Origin of the sequence: Bartonella sp. HY406 (assembly GCF_025449315.1) — a bacterium.
In the GTDB taxonomy this organism is placed as follows: Bacteria; Pseudomonadota; Alphaproteobacteria; order Rhizobiales; family Rhizobiaceae; genus HY038.
In genome coordinates, this window is record NZ_CP104893.1 from 2,544,736 (window position 1) to 2,569,332 (window position 24,597).

A 24,597-nucleotide genomic window follows, 5' to 3' on the forward strand; every position below is an offset into this window, starting at 1 on the left:
TAAGTTGGAAAGGAAATTCTCGTAAAGATTGTAGTTAAATAAAAATAAACATTAATTCTGATAAAATGTCACATAAGATATAAAATGCGGTGATGTTAAAACTATTTTTAGTTATTAGCAGTTAAATATTAGCTATTCATGGTTGAATATTGCTATATAGCAAATATGGTGAAAAATTTTGACTATGGGTTAGGATTATTGCCTAATTGCTTTTGCATATTATATCGGAGAGGAACTCTTTTGAATTTGGTAAATGGCCATGTCGGTTGAAGAAGAATTGCTAATTTTAAAGCAGCTTGGCTTTTTTCAATGCTTTACCGATGAGCAATTGCGCCTTGTTGCCTTTGGGGCAGAGAGGGTTCAGTTTCGCGCTGGCCGTGAATTATTTCGCGAAAATCAACCAGCTGATAGCGCATTCATTCTTATGTCAGGTCAAATTGACCTATATCAAATGGGCAATGAAGGGCCAATATTGGTTCATAATGTTATGCCAGGCTCGATGATTGGTGAACTTAGTCTTATTTGCAAAATGAAACGCTCCGTTAGTGCAGTTGCGGCAGACGATGGCACAGCTTTGCGCGTTAGCCGTGGTATTTTTAGGCGCATTCTTGATGAATATCCGCAGGCGGCTAAGCTACTTTTTGAGCATTTAAGCAATGATTTCCATCACATGGTGGAAAGATTGAGTAATACACAAATTACAAAAGAATAACGGCTTTATTTAACAGCAGCGCAGGTCACTATAGTTTTTAATTTCATGATAATCAGCAGTCTATAAGGTCAAAAATTCATGGATTCATTTTGGGTATTTGGCTATGGCTCTCTCATGTGGAATCCGGGTTTTGCTTATGAAGAAGCAAAGCTTTGCCGTCTTTATGGCTATCATCGCAGTTTTTGTATCTATTCTACCCATTATCGTGGCACAGTTGAGCAACCTGGTCTCGTCCTTGGCCTTAAAAAAGGTGGGTCTTGTCTTGGACTTGGGTTTAAAATTGCCAAAGAACATGCTCAAAAAACCTATGATTATCTCGTCGAGCGCGAACAAGTAACAGGCGTTTACAAAGAAAAACATCTAAATTTATATTTTGACGATAACAGTCATAATCATGGTCTTGCTTTTGTTGCTGATCCCTTACACGAACAATATGCGGAAAAACTTGATTTACAAAGCATGGCTGATTTAATTAGTAAGGCGGCAGGAATAGCCGGTAAAAATGCCGATTACGCCCTTAATACCGTTGAGCATTTACAAAAAATGGGCATTCATGATCGCCAACTTACCAAGATTGCACAAATTTTAAAAGCAAGCATATAAAAACTTGGTTCCACTTTAAGATCTGAACAAAATAAAAACTCATGATTGCAAGGTTTAATATCTGCGTTCTTTTAGCATATTGATCACTTCATGGGGTAAGCGATTTTGTAAATCTATTGGCAAATCAATTTCTGGCAAATCTGGTCGTGCAGCAAGTAGTAAGCAGACGGAACCAATATTATGCTCACCACATTCAATTATTTTTGATAAGCAATTTTCAGGCAAAACTATTGGATTGGTAAATAAGGCTGCAAATTCGTAATTTGGCTGGGGTGCAACTTTAAAATCTAATTTGTTCCATATCGTGAAAATATCTTTCAAAACTGCATTTTCACACCATGTTAAAGCAGTCGTTGCCTCTTTTGTCCAACCAATAGCATGATTGAATGAAATCCAATTTTGGGCAGGAAGAATTTGTAATTTTTCTGCCATACGTAATGATACGGCTATTTGCTCTCGCCAATCTTCTGATTTTTGACGATTTTTCAACCAAAATTGCGCATTGGCATGAATTTCATACCAGATATCAATAGCCGAAAAACCATCACCCAAATCAATGAGAGGATTGATATCATTAATGTCCCATTGTTGCATTATGGATTATTAACCTCACCCATCACCATCATCAAAAAATACATCAGGAGACCCTGTTTGCGAAACTCCACCGCAGTCAATAGCATCGCCAATACGCGCTGCAGGACGACCGTTTATAAATATCATTGGCGAACCTTCTGCTTGTTTTCTAGGATGATCAGGCGTAGGACATGTTGGACAGCCATGTGCAGCATAACTATCCCCAACCCGAACGGCTGGAATATCATTTATAAACACATCAGGACTACCACTCGTGGCATCAGTTGATGGAAAGTGGCAACTATGGCCTGAACCAATATCACCTTTTCGAATACTTGCTGGCATAATAACCTCTAATATAAATATGTATTAATATATTATATCATAACAAGTAAAGTTTCCCGCACCATATATTTTTACAAGATATCTTGTTACTGAATCATTATATGCACATCGATCTTTAAAATTCATAACATATATGTATCCATTCATTAATTTTTCTGAATATAATTTATTAACTTCATTAGGTGCTTGTTCATAAATTTTTTTACCATTCATATCAATAACTAAAAACATCGCACCATATCTTATATAGCTTGTATTTTCCTTCTCCAAATATGTGATATTTTCATCTGTCTTTTTATTATTATGCGTTTTTACAATATATATTGTAAAAAACGCTGCGATAATACCAAGTAGAAATCCTAACATTAAAATCATTGCATATTTAATTTTCATTTTTTACCTTTCTAATCACCTACAATTGCACCCCACCAGCGTTTATAAACACATCAGGACTACCACTTGTAGCAATAGTTGGCGGATAATGGCAGCTATGACCTGAACCTATATTACCTTTTCGAACACTTGCCGTCATAATTACCCCTATTTATTCTTATATAGGTGTCTCAAACAATTTTTTGTAAAAATAAGTTTAATCGACTAGCCACTCTAATGCTCTAATAGCATTTGAATCCCCTTGCTCTGCGGCAAGCTTATACCACTTAATAGCTTCGGCGTTGTTCTGGGCAATCCCCTCACCTCTTGCATATAATGATCCTAAATTAAATTGGGAGTATACATCGCCTTGCTCTGCAGCAAGTTTATACCATTTAATAGCTTCACTGTAATTTTGTTTCACGCCTTTGCCATCTGAATACATTATGCCTAAATTGAATTGAGCTCCAATGTGGCCTTGATTAGCTGCTAGTGTAAACCACCGAAACGCTTCATTATAATTTTTTTCTACTCCTTCACCATGTAAATACATTATACCTAAATTGAATTGAGCTTCTGGTAGGCCTTGGTTAGCAGCTAGTGTAAACCATTCAATTGCTTTGTTGTAATGATGAGAGGTACTATCATCGTTATAATATACTATTCCCAAATTAAATTGAGCCTCGGGCAACCCTTGTTCAGCTTCCAAAACCAATTGTTCAATACTTTTTTCATTAATATAAAATTTATTATAAACGTAAAAAAATGATATAAATATAAATATAAATATAAATAATATTAAATACTTCCTTTGGAATTTTATTTTATTATTTGATAAATACATTTAATTTCCTTTTATTTAGGGGCTAGCATAGATAAGGGTTAAGTATAATTATTTCATCCAACTTAACAATACTTTAATCAAATTCTGTGTTGAATGATAGTTAAAACGCCATTCACACTCTTTTAAGTAGAGGTGAAAGTGCTCTTTTGGGATGCCATTAAAGCGACCCATATGCCGCCGCTTGTCTTGGCTCCCGAAGTTCTCGATCCCATTGATATGATTGTGCTCATCCACAAAGGCTTTTGCCCAAAGGTTTTAAATGCTTGACCCGCTCATGGTAAAACTCAGTCACATCAAGAACATCATAGGCACAAAAGCATATCTTGATAAACAATGGAATCTGGCTTAATTGATTGCCTAATAATCGGTAAAGCATTTCAGTACGGGCATTTGGTATAGGAAAAGCATAAACTTTTCCATTGCGTTTTAACAATTCGAATATGGGTGTTTTCCAACCTATTTCACATCTTCTTTTGCCTTCACGCACAGCACCCAAATAACTCTCACCAAGTTCAATTTCACCGCACATAAGTTCAGGCGTTTCTTGATTAAGGCGGAAGGCTATTTCCTCTTGCAGCTTGTGGAAATAAAGCGTAGCCGTGCTCCTGTTTACACCTGCTAAAGCGGTGGCAGAAGAAACCGCTGAACCTCTAAAGAAATACTTGAGGAGTTCAACTTGTTTTACTTGCAAAAGACGACATTCACGCCGTCACTTATCCATTTGACACCAATAGCTTTTTTTAGCTATCTATGCTGGCACCTAAAATATTCACGGCATTGGAACCAGTTGCCGCTACCTCGCAAAAGCGAGATAGAAGCGAAGGGACGGTTTACCGTCCCTTTCGTCATTTTAGAGCATAAGAATTATGATTATTGAAACTTATAAATTATCGCAGATTAGAAATGTAATTTCAAGAATGCTTTTTGATAAAATAAAATGACCGAAGACCAGCTATTCATTATCAAAAATCAATTTTTCTCAAAAACGTTCGTTATAAATTTTATCAGGAAGCTTATTAACTCGGTATTCATAATATTCACGCGCAGCATCTAAAAATATTTCACGACGATCGTTATTTTCTAGGCCCCTTAGGAGGTCCATTGTATAGAGGACTGTGTGGATCCGTGAATGGACTATATGGTTGTAAAGGTTTTGGGTTCGGCTTGAATGGCGAATTAGGTGGTAGATTTGGCTGTGGATTTATCGGTGATGAAGGTAAAGGCGATGTTCCACCGTTTAGCCTATCAATATGATTTGTTATAGTATTTGGTTTATTTTGGGTTTCAACCGGTCCCGCACCACTTGATGGCTGATCGGATGAAGTTGATGCTGGTGGTTTCAGCCCCAAAGGATCTATCATTGTTAGCGGATTGCTAACATAGGCATGTGGGCTAAATCCACCTTCAATTCCAATTGGATCTGGTGTAATATATTGACATGCTATAGGATCATAATAACGGAAATAATTATAGTAAAGGCCACTTTCAGCATCCTCATATTGGCCCGCCATGCGCAGTGGGCATAATAGGGCATATCGTTTTAAGTTGCTATCCCCCTTTATGGCTAAATTACCTGTCGCATTATATGCCAAGCCATTATCATTATGGGCTTGCCAAGCTTGGTTAATATCCCCCCAAATATTGTGATCCACAGACCAAACAAGGTAACCTTTTTCGCTGAACATATCCTTAGGAGTGCCGATATGGTCACTAATGATATAATAAAATTCGCCATTGATCTCCTCACGGGCAAAAGGCATTAAACTATTAGGCAAATAGTGCCAAATAATACCTTTGCTCCAATCAACAGTTTCATTTGCTAATAATGGTGCTTCACCAATAATTATTGAATTGTCCCAAAGATAATATCGACCAACTTCATCTATTTGTTGACCACAATTATCCGAGTTAATGGCAGATGTAACATTGCGTTTAGATATTCTTCTTCCCAAACCATCATAACCATAAAGCCATGTTTCATTATTAGGTGTTATAAGAGATGTTAATTGGTTATCAGCATTCCATTGATATTTCCATATATTTAGCCCCTTGCCATCACCCTCAGAGCGCCGCTCAATGACACGATTTAATGCATCATAACGCAAAAATATTCTCTCGCCCGATGATCCGCTTGCTAAATATAAAAGATTATTTTCACCACGATGCCAAATTTTTCTATTATTGTCTAAACCTGCAACCTGCAATTGGTGCAATGAATCATATTCGTAACATTCAATTGTTTTGCTATTAAGTTTTCGCTCTGTTACAAGTCCTACATTATTGTAATCATATTCAATATTACCCCAACGCTTGTCATGAATTGAATTCGGTTCGCCTGCTTTGTTCCATTCATATTGCCGATTAATCTGCGCACCAGCTGTATGAGGATCAATATTGCGATCTCGAGCTTCTAAAGCTGCGATTAATCCCTCTCCCGCAATACCAACGCGTAAGCCAGCTTTTTGTTTATTAAGCTCACCCATAACAGAAAATTCTGCACTATAGATAAAGCCCTTATCACCCTCGATGGTGAGTTGATGGTTAGCCCAATCTTCTTTGAATACAGCTTTTGCACCAGATTGAAAATCTGCAGCTGTTAGCCTTTCCATTTTATCATAGTGGAAATTAGATTGCTGTCCTGCGATAGTTTTTTGAACAATTTGGTTAATTGTGTCGTAAGATGTTAAAACGCTAAAGCCATTTTGCTCTTCCGCAATGATGCGTCCCATCTTATCGCGTGTAAAAATAATATCAGCATGTTTATTATTTACACTAGTAAGTAAGCCCGCACGATCAAAAGTATATTTTATGATATCATCTGCTTCGCTTTCTACCGAAGCGTAAATAGCCTTATACTTTATAAACCCTGCTTTATCATAAAAATAGCAAATGAATGAACCATCAGGATTTAGCTTTTTAACAACCTCGCCTTTTTCATTATATTCATAATTATAAATCAAACCTTCAAAGTCTTCTTCACGAATTACAAGACCTAAATCATTGCGTTCAAACGACCATGTTTGATTTTTAGCATTACGTATTAATGCAATACGGTTTTGATTGTCATAATCGAAAGAATAGCTTGAACCATCAGCTTTAGAAAACCGTATTAATTGGTTAAAAGCACCATATTCATAATGGGTTTCACGTTTTTCGCTATCTTTATAAATACCGATATGACCATTTTCATCATATTTACGATGAATCTTAGTGCCATCAGGATAGCAAGCATTATTATATGTATAAAAATTTTGCCCCGAACTATTATAATATTCATAGTTAACGATACTATTATCTGGCTTAATTTGCGTGATAATACGCCCAAAAGCATCACGTTTATTATGTGTTTTTGTGCCGTCCGCATGAACAACTTCGATGATGCGATTAAAGCGATCATAGACTAATTCTTCAATGAGCACATCATTTTGGTATGTCTTATTTAACAGCCCCTGTTCATTATAGTCATAGCGCGTTTTTAAACCTGATGGGTGTTCACTACTAATAAAATTACCGCGTTTGTCATATTCATAAAACCACGCTGCACCTTCACCATTCGTAAAACTAGAAACAATATCAGGACCATTCCATTGCCAGCTTTGTTGGCGGCCTTCACCATCTACTATCCGTGTAATATTTCCAAAATAATCATAATCATATGTTGTTTTATTGCCCAGTGCATCTATTTCGCAAGTAAGCTGGTTAAATTCATCAAATTCAAACTGTTTTTTATTGCCTAATACATCAATAATTGACGTAACATTGTAATTTTCATCATAAAAATAAGTATCACCTTTTGCTTTGCCGCCATCGCGATAAGTCGTTGAGCGGGCTTTATCATCATATTCAAAAATATCATTATTCCACGCGCCAGTTGATGTTGTTGAAATAACCCTATCTTGATCATCATAGCGAAATTCTACAAAAGTTTTACCACTTTTGTCACGCCAAGATTGTAAACGATTTTCATTGTCATAAGTATAAATAAAACTTTGTTCAGTTTTAGCATTTACATGCGTAAGATTGCCACGCCTATCATAGCTATAATTTACAAGGCGCTTTTGTTCGCCGCCGCTAAGCCATGATATTGATGAACGCCGTCCCTCATTGTCGTTTTCAAAAATAAGATCAAATCCATCAGAATGTTTAGCTCTTGTGATTAAACCCAAATTATCATGTTCAAAATCAATAAAATTATTATTGCTATTTTCAATTTTAGTTAAGCATAATTCACTAATACCAAATGGCTCAAAAAGCTTAGAAACTTTACCTTCAATAACGCGAATAACGTCATTTTCTTCTGTCATAAAAATTATATTACGAAAATAAGGGTTAGCGGTAATTTTACCAGTTTCTGCAGGTTTAAATATAATATTGTCACCAGTAACTGTTATATAAATATATACGCCATTTATAATGCGAATATGCTCATCAAAAACTGAAAGACGCCCTCGACCCAATGGCGTATAAATAGCTTTATCAGATAAAAGTGTACGACTGGCTTTAACTGGAATACTAGCTTCAATTGAAAAATCAACAACATCTTCAACAAACTCACCAGTTACTATTATTATGGGATCCCCAGCTGTTAATGCCTGATTTCTCCGCGAATTTCTAATCGCTTTGCCTATCGTTATAGCGTCTTTTAATAAATCATGTATAGCTATGGCAGTCATTACTATTTCATACGCTACTTCAGCTCTTTTCAAATAAAAACCATTGATTTTTTCATACCAAGTAGGCATTGGCTTCATTTCTTGAGTGGTCAAGAGGCCTGTTTTTATATGATTAACCCCCTCGTAAACCATAGCACTGCATAAACATTGATGTCCTACGCGTGCCAAAGGCTTCGTGTTTACAAAAACTGTTTTACTTCCTTCAATTATGCGATTATCAGGTATTGTACCACAGTCCAAACATTGGATTTCATCACCCATCCGTGCGGCTTTTTTTCCATTGAAAAAAACATTACAAGAACCTTCAATAATTGTGCCACAAACTGTGACAGTATTTTCGTATGTTGAGGTGATAAGTGCTTCAAAGCTTTTACCTATCGCATCACCAAGCGCCAAGCCTATCACTGGCCCAGCGGGGCCTGAACCTAGCGTACCCACAACTCCCAAAACCAAGCCGACACCTCGGCATGTCCATTTTGCTACCCCCCCCCAAAATGCCGCTTTAGCTGCATTATCATGGGCAATTGCTAACAATTTTGCAGATGGCAATTTGCGTTGCTTTGCATCGGGTCGCATATCCATTTTTAAACCGTCACGTAAATAGTGTCCTGCCCATATACCCAATGGTGGCCCAAAAACTGAAATAATAAGAGCAGCAATATTATATCTCGCTAATCCATTCAATAATGGTTTTTTTTCGTAGTATGCAGCCCCAATTCCTGCAATTATTCCAAAGCCGGCAAAACTAGTTTCGCCCAACGAAAATGAACTCCATGCCTCTTTATCTTTTCTTAACATAGTATTATAGTTGATTTGAGTATTTTCACTATCATAAATATCAATATGACGTGGTACTATATTACCATCTAAATCATAAGCTATTTCATCTGGTGTTGAATAATCTTTATCATCAGAGACCATGATATATTCTTGCTCCCAAGGTTTATTATTAATTTTTATTTTTTCGGCGGATTAAATACTTTTTGGATTTTTGTATCAGGTTCCTGATCTATGTAATCGCTTATTTGTTGTAATTTTGCAGGGTGCTGTGCAATCCATTGCTGATAGGCCTTTATATTATTAAGCAGTTTATTCTTATTTTCCTTTGATAAAGCAAGCTGTGTTAAATTATAATCTAATAAAAGACCACCGCCATTACCCTGCGGTTGAACTGCAACACCAATTGTGTGTTCTTCATCCAAAAAAATAGGCTCTTGGCGCCTTTTTATGAGAGTAAAAGGCCCAGCATTTCGTGCTCTCGATGTTAAAGCCAAATCTAAAGAATTGGGGACGATTTTCAATACATCACTGTAACCATCGCGCTTTAAACCATAAAGGTAATAAAATGTGCCACGCCAATGTTTAACACGTCTATCAATTTTGACCGCACAAATATGTACCTTATTTCGCGTAAGCCGATGATAACAAAAGCGACACCAAACACTTGCCCCCCACAAGCAAAGTAAAGCCACGCTACCCCTAAAAATAAAAATGGCCATAACAGCGGCTAAACGTGTTTTTAACGTATCAATACCAACTTTAATCGTAAACCTACTAGGGTCATTGACACTTCTTACAACAGCAGATTTTCCCTGTAGAGCAAAATTAACAGGAATTAGAAAATCATATAAAGTAAATGGATAATAATCAAATTTACCTTTACTCTTCTGTACTAAAATGCCATCTTTTTCAAAGCTAAAACCACACTCGATAAGACGATAATTACCCTCCAAACATCTATAATTGGCCTGTAAATCCGGAACGACCTCATAATTTCGTGAAATTACCCAATCTGTCCAAATATGCTTGAGAGGAAGATACCCACTAAATACGACAATAGCTATAAAAGTCCCGCCAAAAAAAATGGTCCAATATGTTGCTATGCCGGTGAAAAACCAAGTGCCAAGATATTTTAAACGAATTTCTTTCACCGGTAGCTCTATATCTAAGATATTATCCTGTGGCTCACTCATCAGTTCGTCGCTTTTTATTATTGTTATTTAAATTTTATGTTATTAAATATTAGTTGTATTTTCTTGGAAAGTATTTCATCAATAATACTTGGATAAGTAAAAACAATACAAACACCATCGCCTTTATTTTCAACATAAAGTACCATTTGCTCATTATAACTGCCAGCAATCACCACCGACATCTCAACATATTGCGATGGTCGCCCGTCAATATTACCTTTTTCGTGTTTGGTAATTTTAATTTTTGCGTCAGGAGCTTTTTTTAAATGATCGAAATCTTCTTTTATAAAACTATCCAAAGTCATATCTTTGGTCAATTCACGTCGACTAATTGAGATATTTGCCTGCGGTGTAGGACTATTACGCATATTAAACACGTGAATTGAACGATCCTGCCAATCTTCAGGTATATTAATGATGCAATCACCTAAATCTCTATCCATTGTATTTTCCTATTATTTTAATTGATCCTGTACTATTGGACATGAATCAGCCCCATCATTTAAATGTATTTGCTGAGCTTTTTCAGTTATATGATGTCCCGCTAAAATATCTATATTATCTTGAGCTTTAATTTTTATATATTTTGCTTCAAGTACCATATCTTTATCAGCATTAATATTTATATTTTTTTCAGCATGAATTCTTATATTATTCTTACAACTTATCTCAATATCACCATCGGAATTCAAAGTAATAAAAGCTTGTGCCACCGCCGTTGCATCTGGGGTTTTACTCTTATTTTTACCGTCAGCGTCACCGTCACCGTTAACCTTACCAACCATAATAGTAATTGTTTCCCCAACACTGAGTTGATGAGATGTGCCTACTTTTGTTGATTGCTGTACATTAACAGTAATGTCTTGAGTATGCCCTATATATTGGTAATGCGCATGACCTGTTACATCTGATCGCACCGAACCAACAATTGAAGAAGAAGAGAAGCTAGTAACACTCAAAGCAGAACGTGTATTAAATTGCGAAAAATTACCTTTATCCGCAAAATCGGATGTAATTTTTCCGGTATTGTTTCCTGCAGATGCCATGGAAAATCCGCCTGCATTCCTTAAGTCGTGCTGTTTAGCATTATTGACCCCACCTCTTGCTTCATCAAATTGAGGTCCATTCATTGCTAAATTGAATAAAGGTCCTCCATTTGCAACGGCTTGCGCCAAAGCAGACATTGTACTATTAATTAGTTGAGGACTTTGAAGCGCATCATTCATTGATGAGAGTGCATCACTTGCATCTGACGACTTACTGCCATCTTGAGGTGAATTACTATTATCAGAGTTTGAAGATGCAGGCGGTGCATCTTTGGCGGCTTCATTTAGAGCTTCTTTAGCATTTTCAGATCCACTTAACATCATGCTAGCTGCTGTCGCCATTAATCCTGACAAAGGGCCCGCCAGCATTTTAGCTGCTTCACTCCCTACCGCCCCAACAACCATATTCATACCACCACCGACTTGGTGATTGACGTTATTACCAACTTCAATGGCTTGGTTGGCACCAATGTTTTGAATAGCATTTGCATCAATACGCTGTGTCTGGTTGTTCTTAACTTTGATCGTCTGGTCTTTTTCCGCATGCATAAACATGTTTTCTTGACCATTCTCATCTTCAAAAGATAGCTCATTAAAACCGCCATTGCCCTTATGCGAATTAGAGCGTATAGCCATTTTGGTCTTATGATCAGGTAGTTTATATGGCGAGACGTTCATTTCATGATAGGTACGACCCATAATGATTGGTTGGTCTGGATCACCCTCGAGAAACTCGACAATCACCTCATGACCAATGCGCGGAATGGCAAGGTTACCATATTCACCGCCACCCCATGCTTGGCTCACACGGATCCAGCATGATGAATCTTCTGCTTTTGGGTCTTTGTGGCGGTCCCATGGGAAGTGAACCTTGACACGGCCATATTGGTCGGTGTGGATTTCTTCACCCTCTGGCCCAACAACCGTTGCTATCTGTGGGCCGTCGATGAGTGGCTTCACCGTCTGCGGTGCGCGGTAGGGCAAATGCGATGGCTGTACGGCAAAGGCATTGGCATAGACGGTGGCATTATCGCTTGCGTTATTGTTACCCGCAATGGCTAGCCCCATGCGGCGATTTAAGCTCTGAGTAAGCAAATTAGGGCTTTGCGATGATGTTGTACCAAAACTTAAGCCCGACAGTGTTGTACCATGCAAGCCCGGTGCTACAATGCCGGTGTCAGCCATACCTGTTCCTTGCGCATCCTCACCCCATGCTTGCGGCTGTACGCCCTCATGACGAATGGTGAGGAGCCGCCATTTCTGGTTTAAACGATCATCAGGATGCTCAAACAAGGTAATTGCATGACCGGTAAGCAAATGCGGTGCATTGGATACACCATAGCCAAGGGATGCATCCACACGGGTTGCTTCTAGCTTATAACGAGTAAAGGCTTTACCTGCGCTATCCTTCTTATAGCGACCTGGATAATCATAAAGCTCATAGTCATGCTTTTCGCCATTAGGATTAGCGGTGCGCTCCTTATGCTCCTGATTATAGACAGGGTTCTTGAAGGTGTAATCGCGCTGCACAACCGTTGTGGCGCGCAATTTCTCACGATAAGAAAGCGATGAGCAAAATAGCCCCTTTACTGAGCCTGATGACAGAGAATTATATTCAATCTCTTTTAAGCCTGGGCAATCATGCAAGACATTGGGCTTATCGGAGATAATGAGCTTTAACAGGCCTTCCTTGTCATGCTCAAAGTAATAGAAAATACCTTCTTCAGCCAAAATACGCTCAACAAAACCAAGATGGCTTTCACGATATTGCACGCAATATTCACGTGCATCGTGGCTACCTTCATCAATATCCCATGTAACATTTTCAATGCCATGCTCTGAGAAGAGTTCCTTAACAATATCGCCAACTTTTTTGGTCTGGAACACACGGCAATCAGAACCATGATCCAAACGATAAAGGCTTGGCATTAAAACAAGACGATAGGCGGTACGGTGATGACCTCTGTCACCGCGTTCAGCTTCCACCACAACGCCGGAGAAGTGACGTAAGGTCTCCATATATTTATGATGGATGGTTAAGGTGCCCGGACTATCAAGCAAGGCTTGCAGATCAATATTATCATCACTGCTTGACAGCATGACTTCTATTCTGGTCATGCCAAAGATTGCTTCATCTACCGCAAAGGCAGTGACGACAAAAGTATCATTAGGCGCTTCCTTCATCCAATAGCTAAAGGCAATATCCTGCTCTTGGAATTGTTTTGGCAATATTGGCATAGCGCTCATTCGTCTTCTCCGGATGATAAAGTTAAAGCAGAACTATTATAAAAATCAATCAAAGCTCAAAGAGCCAAACTCATTATTCAATGGGACAAAAACAAATACCGACCCATTGTCTTTATTTAAAAAGTATTATTTAATTTTAATAAGCCTTAAGCACATAGCTAATGGCTTAACATCATCGGTATGACTATGCCCCGCAAAGCCATACCGATGCTTCTTCCCTCATTCATAGCTCTGATCTTATCAATGAGGGCGATAAGCAAAAGTGAAGCGTTTATTTTTTAACCCCATATAAACGCTTCATCCCTTGCCTGATGGCTTAAACCTTAGGCGCGCGCCAATCATCAGCACCTGATGTGCCAGCAACTGCATGTTCCCATTCAATCTTACGATAGCTTAATGACACTGTTACCAATTGGGTAAAGTCTGCATTTTTTGGGTCTTGGCAATGAGGCATGTTGCAATCAATATCAACAATGATTGCATCCGTAAGCTTGGTGGTGAAGAAATGCTCTTGCTTACCTGATGTGCTGGTGCGATACCATTTAACTTCACAAGTGCTGAGCATTTCGCCAGAAGTAAGCGCATTATAAAGCAAAGGTGTTGCTTTGCTCAAAGATGCGGTGAACTTGAAAGGCTTATGGACGCGCTGACCTGAAGGCTGACCTGACTGTGGGTCACGAGGAATGGTTACAACATGGTCAATGGCCTGAACGAGGATTTCGTCTTCATGGCCTTCTTGCCAGATATTGCCGATTGAATCTTCAGAAGCTGCACCTTGAGTGATTGGGCCCTGTGTTGTACCTTCGATTTTAATATAGGCTGGTGTTGGCATTTCTTTATCCTTTTATATAAACAAACAAACTTACATTTTAAAAACTGACGGCACTTAAATCCCCCTCAATTGAGAGCTTAAAATGATGGTAGCCAACAGTCCTGTGAGCAAAGAAAGTTCAAAGGAGAAATGAAAACCCTTGCCCACAGTAAATACTAAGCAAGTTTCATGCCAACTTGATGCAACAACAAAAATAAAATGACAAGCAATTGAAAATAAACAATAAATTAAATTATAGCTGCCATACATACAATAATTAGCAAATACTAATAACTGCAAAAAATTGCAGTCCAAATTCACCAAAAACAGCTAAAATTGCACCTAACTATAAGAAAAAAAACAGAAAAACACCCGACTGCAAAAAATTGCAGTCGACTGCAATTTTTTGCAGTAATTAGAATGTTATTAATACTCTAATATAAAAAATCCTTGATATTTATCAAATTTTTCAAAAGCACCCGTAAAAATCTACAAATATTGATAGTTATTTTTATGATGCGACACATTTTTACACAATGTGTTTCTACAATGATGGGTTATTATTTCAGTCATAACCACTATCAGCTTACATCTTTAACTGAATTTAACAAATGCCAGAAAATTTTGCAAAAGTGCTGTCCGGAACAATCAAACGTTAAAGTTAGGTGTATTATTTATATTGCATAGCATCAACACTACTACACAGTAGGTAAAACCTTACCTGTTCATTGTTCTATATTATAGTAGTCGCAATTATTACTTTTCATCAGTATAGCTAATTTTTCCAATTGTATTGGATGAACCGTCAGGGCCTGCACAATTCATTTCAAAAATGCAATCGTCTTGTATAACCTGTTTGCCATTAATAAAGAAACTAGATTTATTGGATTGTGGGCGGCACCAACCAACATTCACACCCGATGACACACCGCCACCAATTCCAGGTTCATTGCCTTCAACCTTAGTGGTGCGGCTATCCATGGTAAAGGCCTCATCGCCCCCAAATGTTACATTACTAATTGTTTTAGCTGCCCATTCTAGTTTTGATATAATCATATAAGGAACAGGAACTATATCGCCGCCACGCGGCGTTAAACAAACACATGGCGAAAGACACGTAATAACATTATTCTTATCTGTAAAACGAAGTGCGCTTTTGTTCATTTCATTTAGCTTTCCAATAATCAATATTATACAAATTCAAAAATTACCAATGGCTATTATCGCGCTCAACCGCAATTAGACATTCACCATTTAAAAATGTCTGGTATTTGCAAATAACTTTTTCATTGGGTTTAAATTCCCAATTTTCATCTGTATGAACCGCTTGTTGCATATGAATAAAATAGGTGTCATTGCCATGCCATAAAGCATTAACGGGTCGCCAAACATCTATTGGCTCATCGAGTAAACGGACATAAATAATGGTAGGATCATTTATTTTTCGAGAAAGTTCTTTTTTAGCGACACTTTGCCCAAATGTATGTTCTACAGGAGATGTAATATTGTATAAATAGTCCTTTTTGCCTATATGTAATATTTCTTGTGATGTATCGGATATTAAAATTGGATTTTGTGTCTGAGGATGAAGATATAATTTAGCCGCAACTATACCAGAGACTGTACCAATAGCTGGTTGGTTAACTAAAACTTCAAAATCCTGCAACGTTAAATTCGCTTTTTGAAGTAAAGATCGTCTATTTTGTAATTTCTCTATATAGTCTTCATAATCTTCTTGACTATTTTTATTGTCTTTTGGCTTTTTATTCAACTGATTTGAAAGTGTTGAATTTCCTGAATGCACGAGTATATGTTCGATTGTGTCGGGATCATCAACAACTATCCGCCATAAAAGTGTAATGAGGTGCTCTTCAATATTTTCAGATTGAACATCACAATGTATGGTATCAAGATTTAATAAAATTTCTTCATTATCTTTTTTTCCGCGCCGTTTAATACGCGCACTTATTTTTTTATTGGGCAATTGAAGATTATAAGATCTTGGATCATGAAATAAGCCATTCATAGTAATAGTTTCATCACCATTTAAATAAGATGCACTCTGCAGTGGTAAAGGCGCGGCATTCCAATAATTAAAATCAAAATTTTCTGGCATAAGAGGATAGCGCTCACGCAACCAAGCATCGTTTAAAGCACCAGCACAGGCAATACGTGGCAACCAGCTTTTTGTGATAGGTCCGCAACCATGGATAGTAATATTTTTTCCAATTTTGAAATTGTTAAGTTCAACGATTGAACCAATTTGAGGAACAGAAATAGGTTCTTTTTGTGTTAGAACATAATGACTTACCAAGCCCTGTCCAATAGGATTATAAGAATAACTTGTAACATCTTCATTAGATGTTTTTACCGTTCCGCCAAAAGCATATTGATAAAGTATAGGCAACTTTGAAAAAGGCTCTGCATCAGATAATTGCCAATCAAAATTGCTAGAACTTCCTTTTGGTTCAAATTGCCGCTTTCCTTGAACGTGAAACCCATATGATAAGCAATTATCTATTCCAAACTTAACTGGCCAATTTTTTAGCATTTTATTTTCAGGAGAACGCGCTACAGCGTTAATAATAAAGTCAGTTTTTGGCTTAAAAGGTGCTAAGTCACTTTCATAGAGTAATTCTTGCATATCACTATTTGGCAAAAATATATCGGAAAAAACAAAGTCCGGAACTTCTTTAACAAAATAAAGCTTTTGATTAAAATCAACCTTTAATTGCCCCTTAACAACGATAGTTGTATATTCTTTACCATGAAAATCTAACTGGTTGAACTTGAATGCACTTACCGGCAAATTATTAACAACTTGAAGTTCCATACTAATTATACCTAGCCCCTAGCAATCTGAATTTATAATAAATGTACTATATCATTCATTTTATTATCCACGCCGCAACATCACGCTTTGTGCAACAACATCAATCCGATGATAATCACCCGATGCCGCCATGAGATGTAATAAATCCTTTAGCTCTTGCTTTATATCCTTATGAAAGAGCTCTGCAATTTGCTCCCACATGTCCTTATTTCTTTTCTCTCTAGAATCTATAGGATTCCACATGCTTGTTTTTTCTAATTTATCATAATCAACTGCGTCTTTATAACGATCGTATAATATTTTTGTAAATTTTGTACAAAAATCTTTCATGTCTTTTGAATTCTGCAACATCGCATCAACTTCACAAACTTGAGGAAAAGTCTGGTTGGGTATAAAAGTTTGTTTATTTATGGGAAAGAGCCGGGGCAATGGCTTACCTACCGGCACCTCAAATCGATCAAACTTAACCAAAGATTCATTAAAGGAAACATCAGCACGAGGTATGAAATCTGATGGTAATTTAGGTTTGGGAGGTGGTCGTTTTATAGGCTTATAAAATTCATTTCTTTGATCCAAATCTGCATATACTCTACCTGGGCTCAAAGCCTTATATTCTGTTTGCGCACCATATGCTTCAGGTATGGTAATATTCTTCATCCTAGCAATTGCACCAAGAAATGGAATATTATTCATATGGCTTTGCAGCATAGTCAATACTTCATCTTGTACTGTATGCACAAAAAACGGCACAGTTCCTATGTCTTGCTTAGGAACTGTATTTTTATGTAAACCAGAGGCATTAAACGTTGTACCCATAATTTTTACAGCACCTTGGGTTGTAAAATAAGCGGCATGAGCGGCGGCTGATGCAAGTCCTCCACCTAAAGAATGACCTGTAAAATGTAATACTTTTTCACTATTTTTAGTTGATCTGTTTAGTATCAGCGATGCTATGCTATGACCAAAACTCATAGCGGCTCTATAATGAGAGGTTTCTTCGCCAAAGGCTTGTTGTACATTTATAGCCCAACCTTTGCCATTCTTTGCACCCAAAACAACATAAATTTTATATGGTACAGTATTTCCTCCCCAAATCCAACGAGGATCATCAATTGTAGGTAATTTAAATTCTCCACTTTCATCAATTATTACTTTTTTCATATAGTCATCATCATCAAGAAAATCCTTATCAAGGAACTCTAAATGGGAAACAGTTTCTCCATTTTCTTTTAAAAGACTTTCGCCATTTATTTCAATTTTAATATGAAGGCCAAGGTCAACCCACTCACTCGATGTACCGCGAAAAACTACCGTTGGGACACAATCACCTTGCATAGGCTCATAATACCGCCCCAAATAATTATAGTCTTCGTTTTTATCATCTGCCACTATCTTCCAGCGTTTTTTACAAGGAACCCAAGGTCGCATATGCTCAGGTATTAAACTTGTGTTCGCATAACTAGTTTCGTTAGTAGTTTCTTTCTCCAAATCATAAATATCAAAGCAAAGCCAACCTCTTTCTTTAAAACAATAATCTGCATTTGCATCGCCATTAATAGTAGTGCTGTTGTCAGCGGTAATGGTAACGGTGTCTAGAACAACTTCAGTGTCACTAAAATTAGGATTAGAAGCAGTATGAGCGTTATTGTCGATTGCATCACTCATAATAAATCTCACTATGCTATTGATTTGTTGAGTTATTGTGGTAGCCTTGTACTTTTTTATCACCTTGCCAATTGATATAATCAAACATTTTTTTTGTTGGAATAATATCAGTACGTTCAATTATTGAGCGTAAAATCCGTTGCCTACTTTCTGTGCCGGCATAATCAGCATATAATGGCATTTCCATTATTTTGGCGATTAAATCTTCAATATCTTCTTTACTCGCAGTTCTTAAATAACCATTTTCAATTACATAATCTAAAAAGCCTATATCTTCGCTTGATGCAGCGTAAGCTGCAATATTCATTATTCTACCACCTATCTTAAATTTTGCCCAAGGATTACCCCCACCCTCCATCAATGAAACCCAAGCTAATTCATTTTTAACCAAAACCATGCCGGCTAGAAATGTCATGCCATTTTCTACAAAAGTTACACCGTCCAATTTTAAATCCATAACATGATTAGGATCAAACCCATTTTTTGTAAAAAGCCTAATAGCATCAACACTAAAGCCGGGGTTAAACGTATCGCGCATCTCATAGGCAAAATTAATAAAAGGCGGCTTACCACGCGGAAAATCTCCCGCATAAGACATAAAAGGATCAGCGCCATATTTAAAAAGCAAATCAATGGCCTCTAAGTTTCGTTGATCAACGGCTAATTCAAGTATCACTCGCCCATTATATCGCTTATTGATACGATCTTTAATGGCCTCCATCTCCGCATCAGTTATTTTTTGGCAAAGACCAATCTTTAATGCCATTTCATGCATTTGCAGGTCTTCTTTATAATGTTCTGCAGTTCTATACACCCGTGAAGGCCTGCGTATACTGATATATTCACTATAAATATCACTTGCGACTCGTTTTCTGCGCTCATAAATCTCATCGGGATAAGTATAATTTTTAGAATAAGGATAATCATAATTATGATCGATTATTTTTTGTAACTCAGGACTTAATTCAGACACCGGATCTACTCTTTCAATTGGGCCACCATTTGCAAAGCTATGATTTTGAAACAAAATAAAACTTGTTAAAATGCCAAGTAGAAGAAAAATATATTTCATAGCTTTATCCATGGTGCTTTAATGTTTCAATTTAGTTTCAATATTTCATTAGTTGATTTTAATAATGTCGGAATAAAATTCAGCGCTGTCTTTTTGATTGGAAATAAGTTTAATACCATTTATGGTAATTGTGCCATCTTTAGATAAGGTAATTTTACTTTTCCCGCATTTTAAAATAATATTTTGTCCTGCTTCAATCAAAACATCTTCTTTAACATCTTGCATATAACTTTTTTCAACAAAAAGCCGCTTGTCCTCTTCAACTTTTTCAATACTCGTTGCCCCAACATTAATCATGCGATGTTTTTCAACCGTAATTTTCAAATTACCAACACCTTGCGGGGTTGCATCGGGCGATCCTAGCGTATCTGTCAAATTGCCAATGCCTTCGTTGAGTGTCATTGCATGATTGGGTACAAGAAGACCTGCCTGTGATGGACCTACATAAAGCGCCATATCACCACCCACAACTTCAGTACTATGATTACCTATTTCGCTTGCAGAGCTATGTCCTATCATTACTAAATTATTTAAATTGACCATGCGTGATGCACTGCGTTTCACTTTTGTGTTCATGTCACGCTCAGCGTGCATAAAATACTCTTCATGCCCCTTATCATCTTCAAATCTTAATTCATTAAAACCATCACCCTTATGGGTTTTGGATTTGATCGTCATGCGTGTTTTGTCTTTAGCAAGATCATAAGGTGGCATGTTTTGCGCATTATAAGTGCGACCTGTTATGATTGGCTGATCGGGATCGCCTTCGAGGAAATCAACGATCACCTCATGACCAATACGAGGAATAGCAATATGTGCCCATTTAGCCCCTGCCCAATTGGACGACACTCTTATCCAGCATGATGAATCTTCTGCTTTTGGGTCTTTGTGGCGGTCCCAAGGGAAGTGAACTTTGACGCGGCCATATTGGTCGGTGTGGATTTCTTCACCCTCTGGCCCCACCACTGTGGCTATTTGCGGGCCATCAATCAGCGGCTTGTTGGTCTGCGGTGCGCGATAGGGCAAATGCGATGGCTGTACGGCAAAGGCATTGGCATAGACGGTGGCGTTATCGCTTGCGTTATTGTTACCTGCAACGGCTAGCCCCATGCGGCGGTTTAGGCTCTGGGTGAGCAAGTTAGGGCTATGCGATGATGTCGTACCAAAGCTTAAACCCGACAGTGTTGTACCATGCAAGCCAGGCGCAACAATGCCCGTGTCTGCCATGCCTATCCCTTGTGCATCCTCTCCCCATGCTTGCGGCTGCACGCCCTCATGACGAATGGTGAGGAGCCGCCATTTCTGGTTTAAACGATCATCTGGATGCTCAAACAAGGTAATTGCATGACCGGTAAGCAAATGCGGTGCATTGGATACACCATAGCCAAGGGATGCATCCACACGGGTTGCTTCTAGCTTATAACGAGTAAAGGCTTTACCTGCGCTATCCTTCTTATAGCGACCTGGATAATCATAAAGCTCATAGTCATGCTTTTCGCCATTAGGATTAGCGGTGCGCTCCTTATGCTCCTGATTATAGACAGGGTTCTTGAAGGTGTAATCGCGCTGCACAACCGTTGTGGCGCGCAATTTCTCACGATAAGAAAGCGATGAGCAAAATAGCCCCTTTACTGAGCCTGATGACAGAGAATTATATTCAATCTCTTTTAAGCCTGGGCAATCATGCAAGACATTGGGCTTATCGGAGATAATGAGCTTTAACAGGCCTTCCTTGTCATGCTCAAAGTAATAGAAAATACCTTCTTCAGCCAAAATACGCTCAACAAAACCAAGATGGCTTTCACGATATTGCACGCAATATTCACGTGCATCGTGGCTACCTTCATCAATATCCCATGTAACATTTTCAATGCCATGCTCTGAGAAGAGTTCCTTAACAATATCGCCAACTTTTTTGGTCTGGAACACACGGCAATCAGAACCATGATCCAAACGATAAAGGCTTGGCATTAAAACAAGACGATAGGCGGTACGGTGATGACCTCTGTCACCGCGTTCAGCTTCCACCACAACGCCGGAGAAGTGACGTAAGGTCTCCATATATTTATGATGGATGGTTAAGGTGCCCGGACTATCAAGCAAGGCTTGCAGATCAATATTATCATCACTGCTTGACAGCATGACTTCTATTCTGGTCATGCCAAAGATTGCTTCATCTACCGCAAAGGCAGTGACGACAAAAGTATCATTAGGCGCTTCCTTCATCCAATAGCTAAAGGCAATATCCTGCTCTTGGAATTGTTTTGGCAATATTGGCATAGCGCTCATTCGTCTTCTCCGGATGATAAAGTTAAAGCAGAACTATTATAAAAATCAATCAAAGCTCAAAGAGCCAAACTCATTATTCAATGGGACAAAAACAAATACCGACCCATTGTCTTTATTTAAAAAGTATTATTTAATTTTAATAAGCCTTAAGCACATAGCTAATGGCTTAACATCATCGGTATGACTATGCCCCGCAAAGCCATACCGATGCTTCTTCCCTCATTCATAGCTCTGATCTTATCAATGAGGGCGATAAGCAAAAGTGAAGCGTTTATTTTTTAACCCCATATAAACGCTTCATCCCTTGCCTGATGGCTTAAACCTTAGGCGCGCGCCAATCATCAGCACCTGATGTGCCAGCAACTGCATGTTCCCATTCAATCTTACGATAGCTTAATGACACTGTTACCAATTGGGTAAAGTCTGCATTTTTTGGGTCTTGGCAATGAGGCATGTTGCAATCAATATCAACAATGATTGCATCCGTAAGCTTGGTGGTGAAGAAATGCTCTTGCTTACCTGATGTGCTGGTGCGATACCATTTAACTTCACAAGTGCTGAGCATTTCGCCAGAAGTAAGCGCATTATAAAGCAAAGGTGTTGCTTTGCTCAAAGATGCGGTGAACTTGAAAGGCTTATGGACGCGCTGACCTGAAGGCTGACCTGACTGTGGGTCACGAGGAATGGTTACAACATGGTCAATGGCCTGAACGAGGATTTCGTCTTCATGGCCTTCTTGCCAGATATTGCCGATTGAATCTTCAGAAGCTGCACCTTGAGTGATTGGGCCCTGTGTTGTACCTTCGATTTTAATATAGGCTGGTGTTGGCATTTCTTTATCCTTTTATATAAACAAACAAACTTACATTTTAAAAACTGACGGCACTTAAATCCCCCTCAATTGAGAGCTTAAAATGATGATAGCCAACAGTCCTGTGAGCAAAGAAAGTTCAAAGGAGAAATGAAAACCCTTGCCCACAGTAAATACTAAGCAAGTTTCATGCCAACTTGATGCAACAACAAAAATAAAATGACAACATACTGAAAAACAAGGATAAATTAAATTATAGCAGCCATACATGCAATATTTAGCGGACACTAATAACTGCAAAAAATTGCAGTCTTTTTTGGCCGCAAACAGCTAAAATTGCACCTAACCATAAGAAAACAAACAGAAAAACGCCCGACTGCAATTTTTTGCAGTCGACTGCAATTTTTTGCAGTAATTAGAATGTTATTAATACTCTAATATAAAAAATCCTTGATATTTATCAAATGATTTTTCAGCAGTTATTCAAAAAAACCTCCATCATGCAATGAAAGGGTTTTTAGTCAATAAATTGCAAATGAATTAGGGACATTTTTCATTGTCAAGCAATGTCCCTAATTATGATGTTTATATTAATGAGCTGAAATCGTTTTATGGTTATGTTCGACCGCTTCTTCTTGCGACACAGCCGCAGCCTTAACCGCCTCTTGTACCTTTTCGAAAGCACGCACTTCAATCTGTCGTACACGCTCACGGCTAATGTTAAACTCAGCTGATAACTCTTCCAAAGTCATCGGATCTTCTGCCAAGCGGCGCGCACTAAAAATACGCTTTTCACGATCATTTAGGCCAGCCATGGCATTTTCAAGCATTGTACGGCGATTTTCAAGCTCGTCCTGATCGATCAAAGTTTGTTCTTGCGATGTTGAATCATCAACGAGCCAATCTTGCCACTCGCCGCCCTCGCCTTCACTGGCGCGAATAGGCGCATTCAAAGAAGCATCGCCTGAAAGGCGCTGATTCATGGATACAACCTCTTCTTCAGAAACATTAAGACGCGTTGCAATCTCCTTAACTTGATCAGGCTTTAAATCGCCATCATCAAGCGCTTGGATTTTGCTTTTCATTTTGCGCAAGTTAAAGAATAACCGCTTTTGATTGGCGGTTGTCCCCATTTTAACGAGGCTCCACGAGCGCAAGACATATTCTTGGATAGAGGCTTTTACCCACCACATAGCGTAAGTGGCAAGACGAAAACCGCGCTCTGGCTCAAAGCGCTTGACTGCTTGCATAAGCCCAACATTGCCTTCAGAAATAACTTCACCAATGGGCAATCCATAGCCGCGATAGCCCATGGCAATCTTGGCCACCAAGCGCAAGTGACTTGTTACTAATTTATGCGCAGCCTTTGGATCTCCATGCTCGGCATAACGCTTGGCTAGCATATATTCTTCCTTAGGCTCAAGCATAGGAAAGCGCCGAATTTCTTGCAGATAACGGCTTAAACCACCGTCACCGGCAGTAATAGTAGGCAATGAAGTAGTTGACTGGGCCAAAATTGCACCCTCCGTTGTTACAGCTCCCGACATGGCAAGCCTTTGGCATGATCTTTTTAAAAACGATCATATATTTTCAGTTAAACGACCAATTTAGGCGAAAAAACGAACAAAGATAAAAAAAATTCTAACGAAACAGTGATTTGCATTTTTTAACAATTGCATCCCATGTCCTTGAGCAATTATCATAACCACAAATTAAGAACAGATTATT

General features: G+C 38.2%; 18 protein-coding genes and 1 pseudogene. 2 read left to right on the top strand and 17 right to left on the bottom strand.

The window, feature by feature from the left end:
• The first annotated feature begins 259 nt into the window (after positions 1–259).
• The gene (locus N6B01_RS10795) at positions 260–712 is read left to right on the top strand and encodes a cyclic nucleotide-binding domain-containing protein (RefSeq protein ID WP_182417780.1); all 453 of its coding nucleotides are present in this window, start codon (positions 260–262) and stop codon (positions 710–712) included.
• A 78-nt stretch (positions 713–790) separates the two neighbouring features.
• Positions 791–1,315: a gamma-glutamylcyclotransferase gene (locus tag N6B01_RS10800; protein WP_262078723.1), complete on the top strand. Its 525-nt coding sequence runs from the start codon at positions 791–793 to the stop codon at positions 1,313–1,315.
• A gap of 54 nt (positions 1,316–1,369) precedes the next feature.
• Here N6B01_RS10800 and N6B01_RS10805 read toward each other — a convergent pair whose 3' ends face one another.
• From N6B01_RS10805 to rpoH, 17 genes and pseudogenes are all read right to left on the bottom strand, one after another.
• Positions 1,370–1,909, bottom strand: a complete 540-nt coding sequence (locus N6B01_RS10805) for a hypothetical protein (RefSeq protein WP_262078724.1) — start codon at positions 1,907–1,909, stop codon at positions 1,370–1,372.
• A 15-nt stretch (positions 1,910–1,924) separates the two neighbouring features.
• Positions 1,925–2,233, bottom strand: a complete 309-nt coding sequence (locus tag N6B01_RS10810) for a PAAR domain-containing protein (protein WP_262078726.1) — start codon at positions 2,231–2,233, stop codon at positions 1,925–1,927.
• Positions 2,234–2,257: 24 nt separating this feature from the next.
• Positions 2,258–2,626 carry a hypothetical protein gene (locus N6B01_RS10815; protein WP_262078727.1) on the bottom strand — a complete coding sequence of 123 codons (369 nt, stop codon included), beginning with the start codon at positions 2,624–2,626 and terminating at the stop codon, positions 2,258–2,260.
• Positions 2,627–2,822: 196 nt separating this feature from the next.
• Positions 2,823–3,449, bottom strand: coding sequence for a tetratricopeptide repeat protein (locus tag N6B01_RS10820; protein WP_262078728.1), 627 nt, complete (start codon positions 3,447–3,449; stop codon positions 2,823–2,825).
• Positions 3,450–3,497: 48 nt separating this feature from the next.
• Positions 3,498–4,140: pseudogene (locus N6B01_RS10825) on the bottom strand (IS1595 family transposase).
• A 382-nt stretch (positions 4,141–4,522) separates the two neighbouring features.
• Complete coding sequence (locus N6B01_RS10830; RefSeq protein ID WP_262078729.1) at positions 4,523–9,043, bottom strand: RHS repeat-associated core domain-containing protein; 4,521 nt, start codon at positions 9,041–9,043, stop codon at positions 4,523–4,525.
• Between the two features lie 35 nt (positions 9,044–9,078).
• Positions 9,079–10,095 (bottom strand): hypothetical protein, encoded by a 1,017-nt coding sequence (locus tag N6B01_RS10835; RefSeq protein ID WP_262078730.1) that lies wholly within the window; start codon positions 10,093–10,095, stop codon positions 9,079–9,081.
• Between the two features lie 23 nt (positions 10,096–10,118).
• Complete coding sequence (locus N6B01_RS10840) at positions 10,119–10,538, bottom strand: DcrB-related protein (RefSeq protein ID WP_262078731.1); 420 nt, start codon at positions 10,536–10,538, stop codon at positions 10,119–10,121.
• Between the two features lie 12 nt (positions 10,539–10,550).
• Positions 10,551–13,388, bottom strand: a complete 2,838-nt coding sequence (gene tssI / locus N6B01_RS10845) for a type VI secretion system tip protein TssI/VgrG (protein WP_315973313.1) — start codon at positions 13,386–13,388, stop codon at positions 10,551–10,553.
• Between the two features lie 316 nt (positions 13,389–13,704).
• Positions 13,705–14,220, bottom strand: coding sequence for an Hcp family type VI secretion system effector (locus tag N6B01_RS10850; RefSeq protein WP_262078373.1), 516 nt, complete (start codon positions 14,218–14,220; stop codon positions 13,705–13,707).
• 735 nt (positions 14,221–14,955) lie between these two features.
• The gene (locus tag N6B01_RS10855; protein ID WP_262078732.1) at positions 14,956–15,363 is read right to left on the bottom strand and encodes a PAAR-like domain-containing protein; all 408 of its coding nucleotides are present in this window, start codon (positions 15,361–15,363) and stop codon (positions 14,956–14,958) included.
• Positions 15,364–15,406: 43 nt separating this feature from the next.
• Positions 15,407–17,032: a DUF2169 family type VI secretion system accessory protein gene (locus tag N6B01_RS10860; protein WP_262078734.1), complete on the bottom strand. Its 1,626-nt coding sequence runs from the start codon at positions 17,030–17,032 to the stop codon at positions 15,407–15,409.
• A 63-nt stretch (positions 17,033–17,095) separates the two neighbouring features.
• Positions 17,096–18,697, bottom strand: a complete 1,602-nt coding sequence (locus N6B01_RS10865; protein ID WP_262078736.1) for a Tle-like phospholipase domain-containing protein — start codon at positions 18,695–18,697, stop codon at positions 17,096–17,098.
• Between the two features lie 16 nt (positions 18,698–18,713).
• The gene (locus N6B01_RS10870; protein WP_262078738.1) at positions 18,714–19,769 is read right to left on the bottom strand and encodes a hypothetical protein; all 1,056 of its coding nucleotides are present in this window, start codon (positions 19,767–19,769) and stop codon (positions 18,714–18,716) included.
• Positions 19,770–19,817: 48 nt separating this feature from the next.
• Positions 19,818–22,058, bottom strand: coding sequence for a type VI secretion system Vgr family protein (locus tag N6B01_RS10875; protein ID WP_262078739.1), 2,241 nt, complete (start codon positions 22,056–22,058; stop codon positions 19,818–19,820).
• A 316-nt stretch (positions 22,059–22,374) separates the two neighbouring features.
• Entirely contained in the window at positions 22,375–22,890 is a 516-nt protein-coding gene (locus N6B01_RS10880; protein WP_262078373.1) for an Hcp family type VI secretion system effector, read from the bottom strand.
• A gap of 569 nt (positions 22,891–23,459) precedes the next feature.
• Positions 23,460–24,416 (bottom strand): RNA polymerase sigma factor RpoH, encoded by a 957-nt coding sequence (gene rpoH / locus N6B01_RS10885; protein ID WP_182417793.1) that lies wholly within the window; start codon positions 24,414–24,416, stop codon positions 23,460–23,462.
• Positions 24,417–24,597 lie beyond the last annotated feature (181 nt).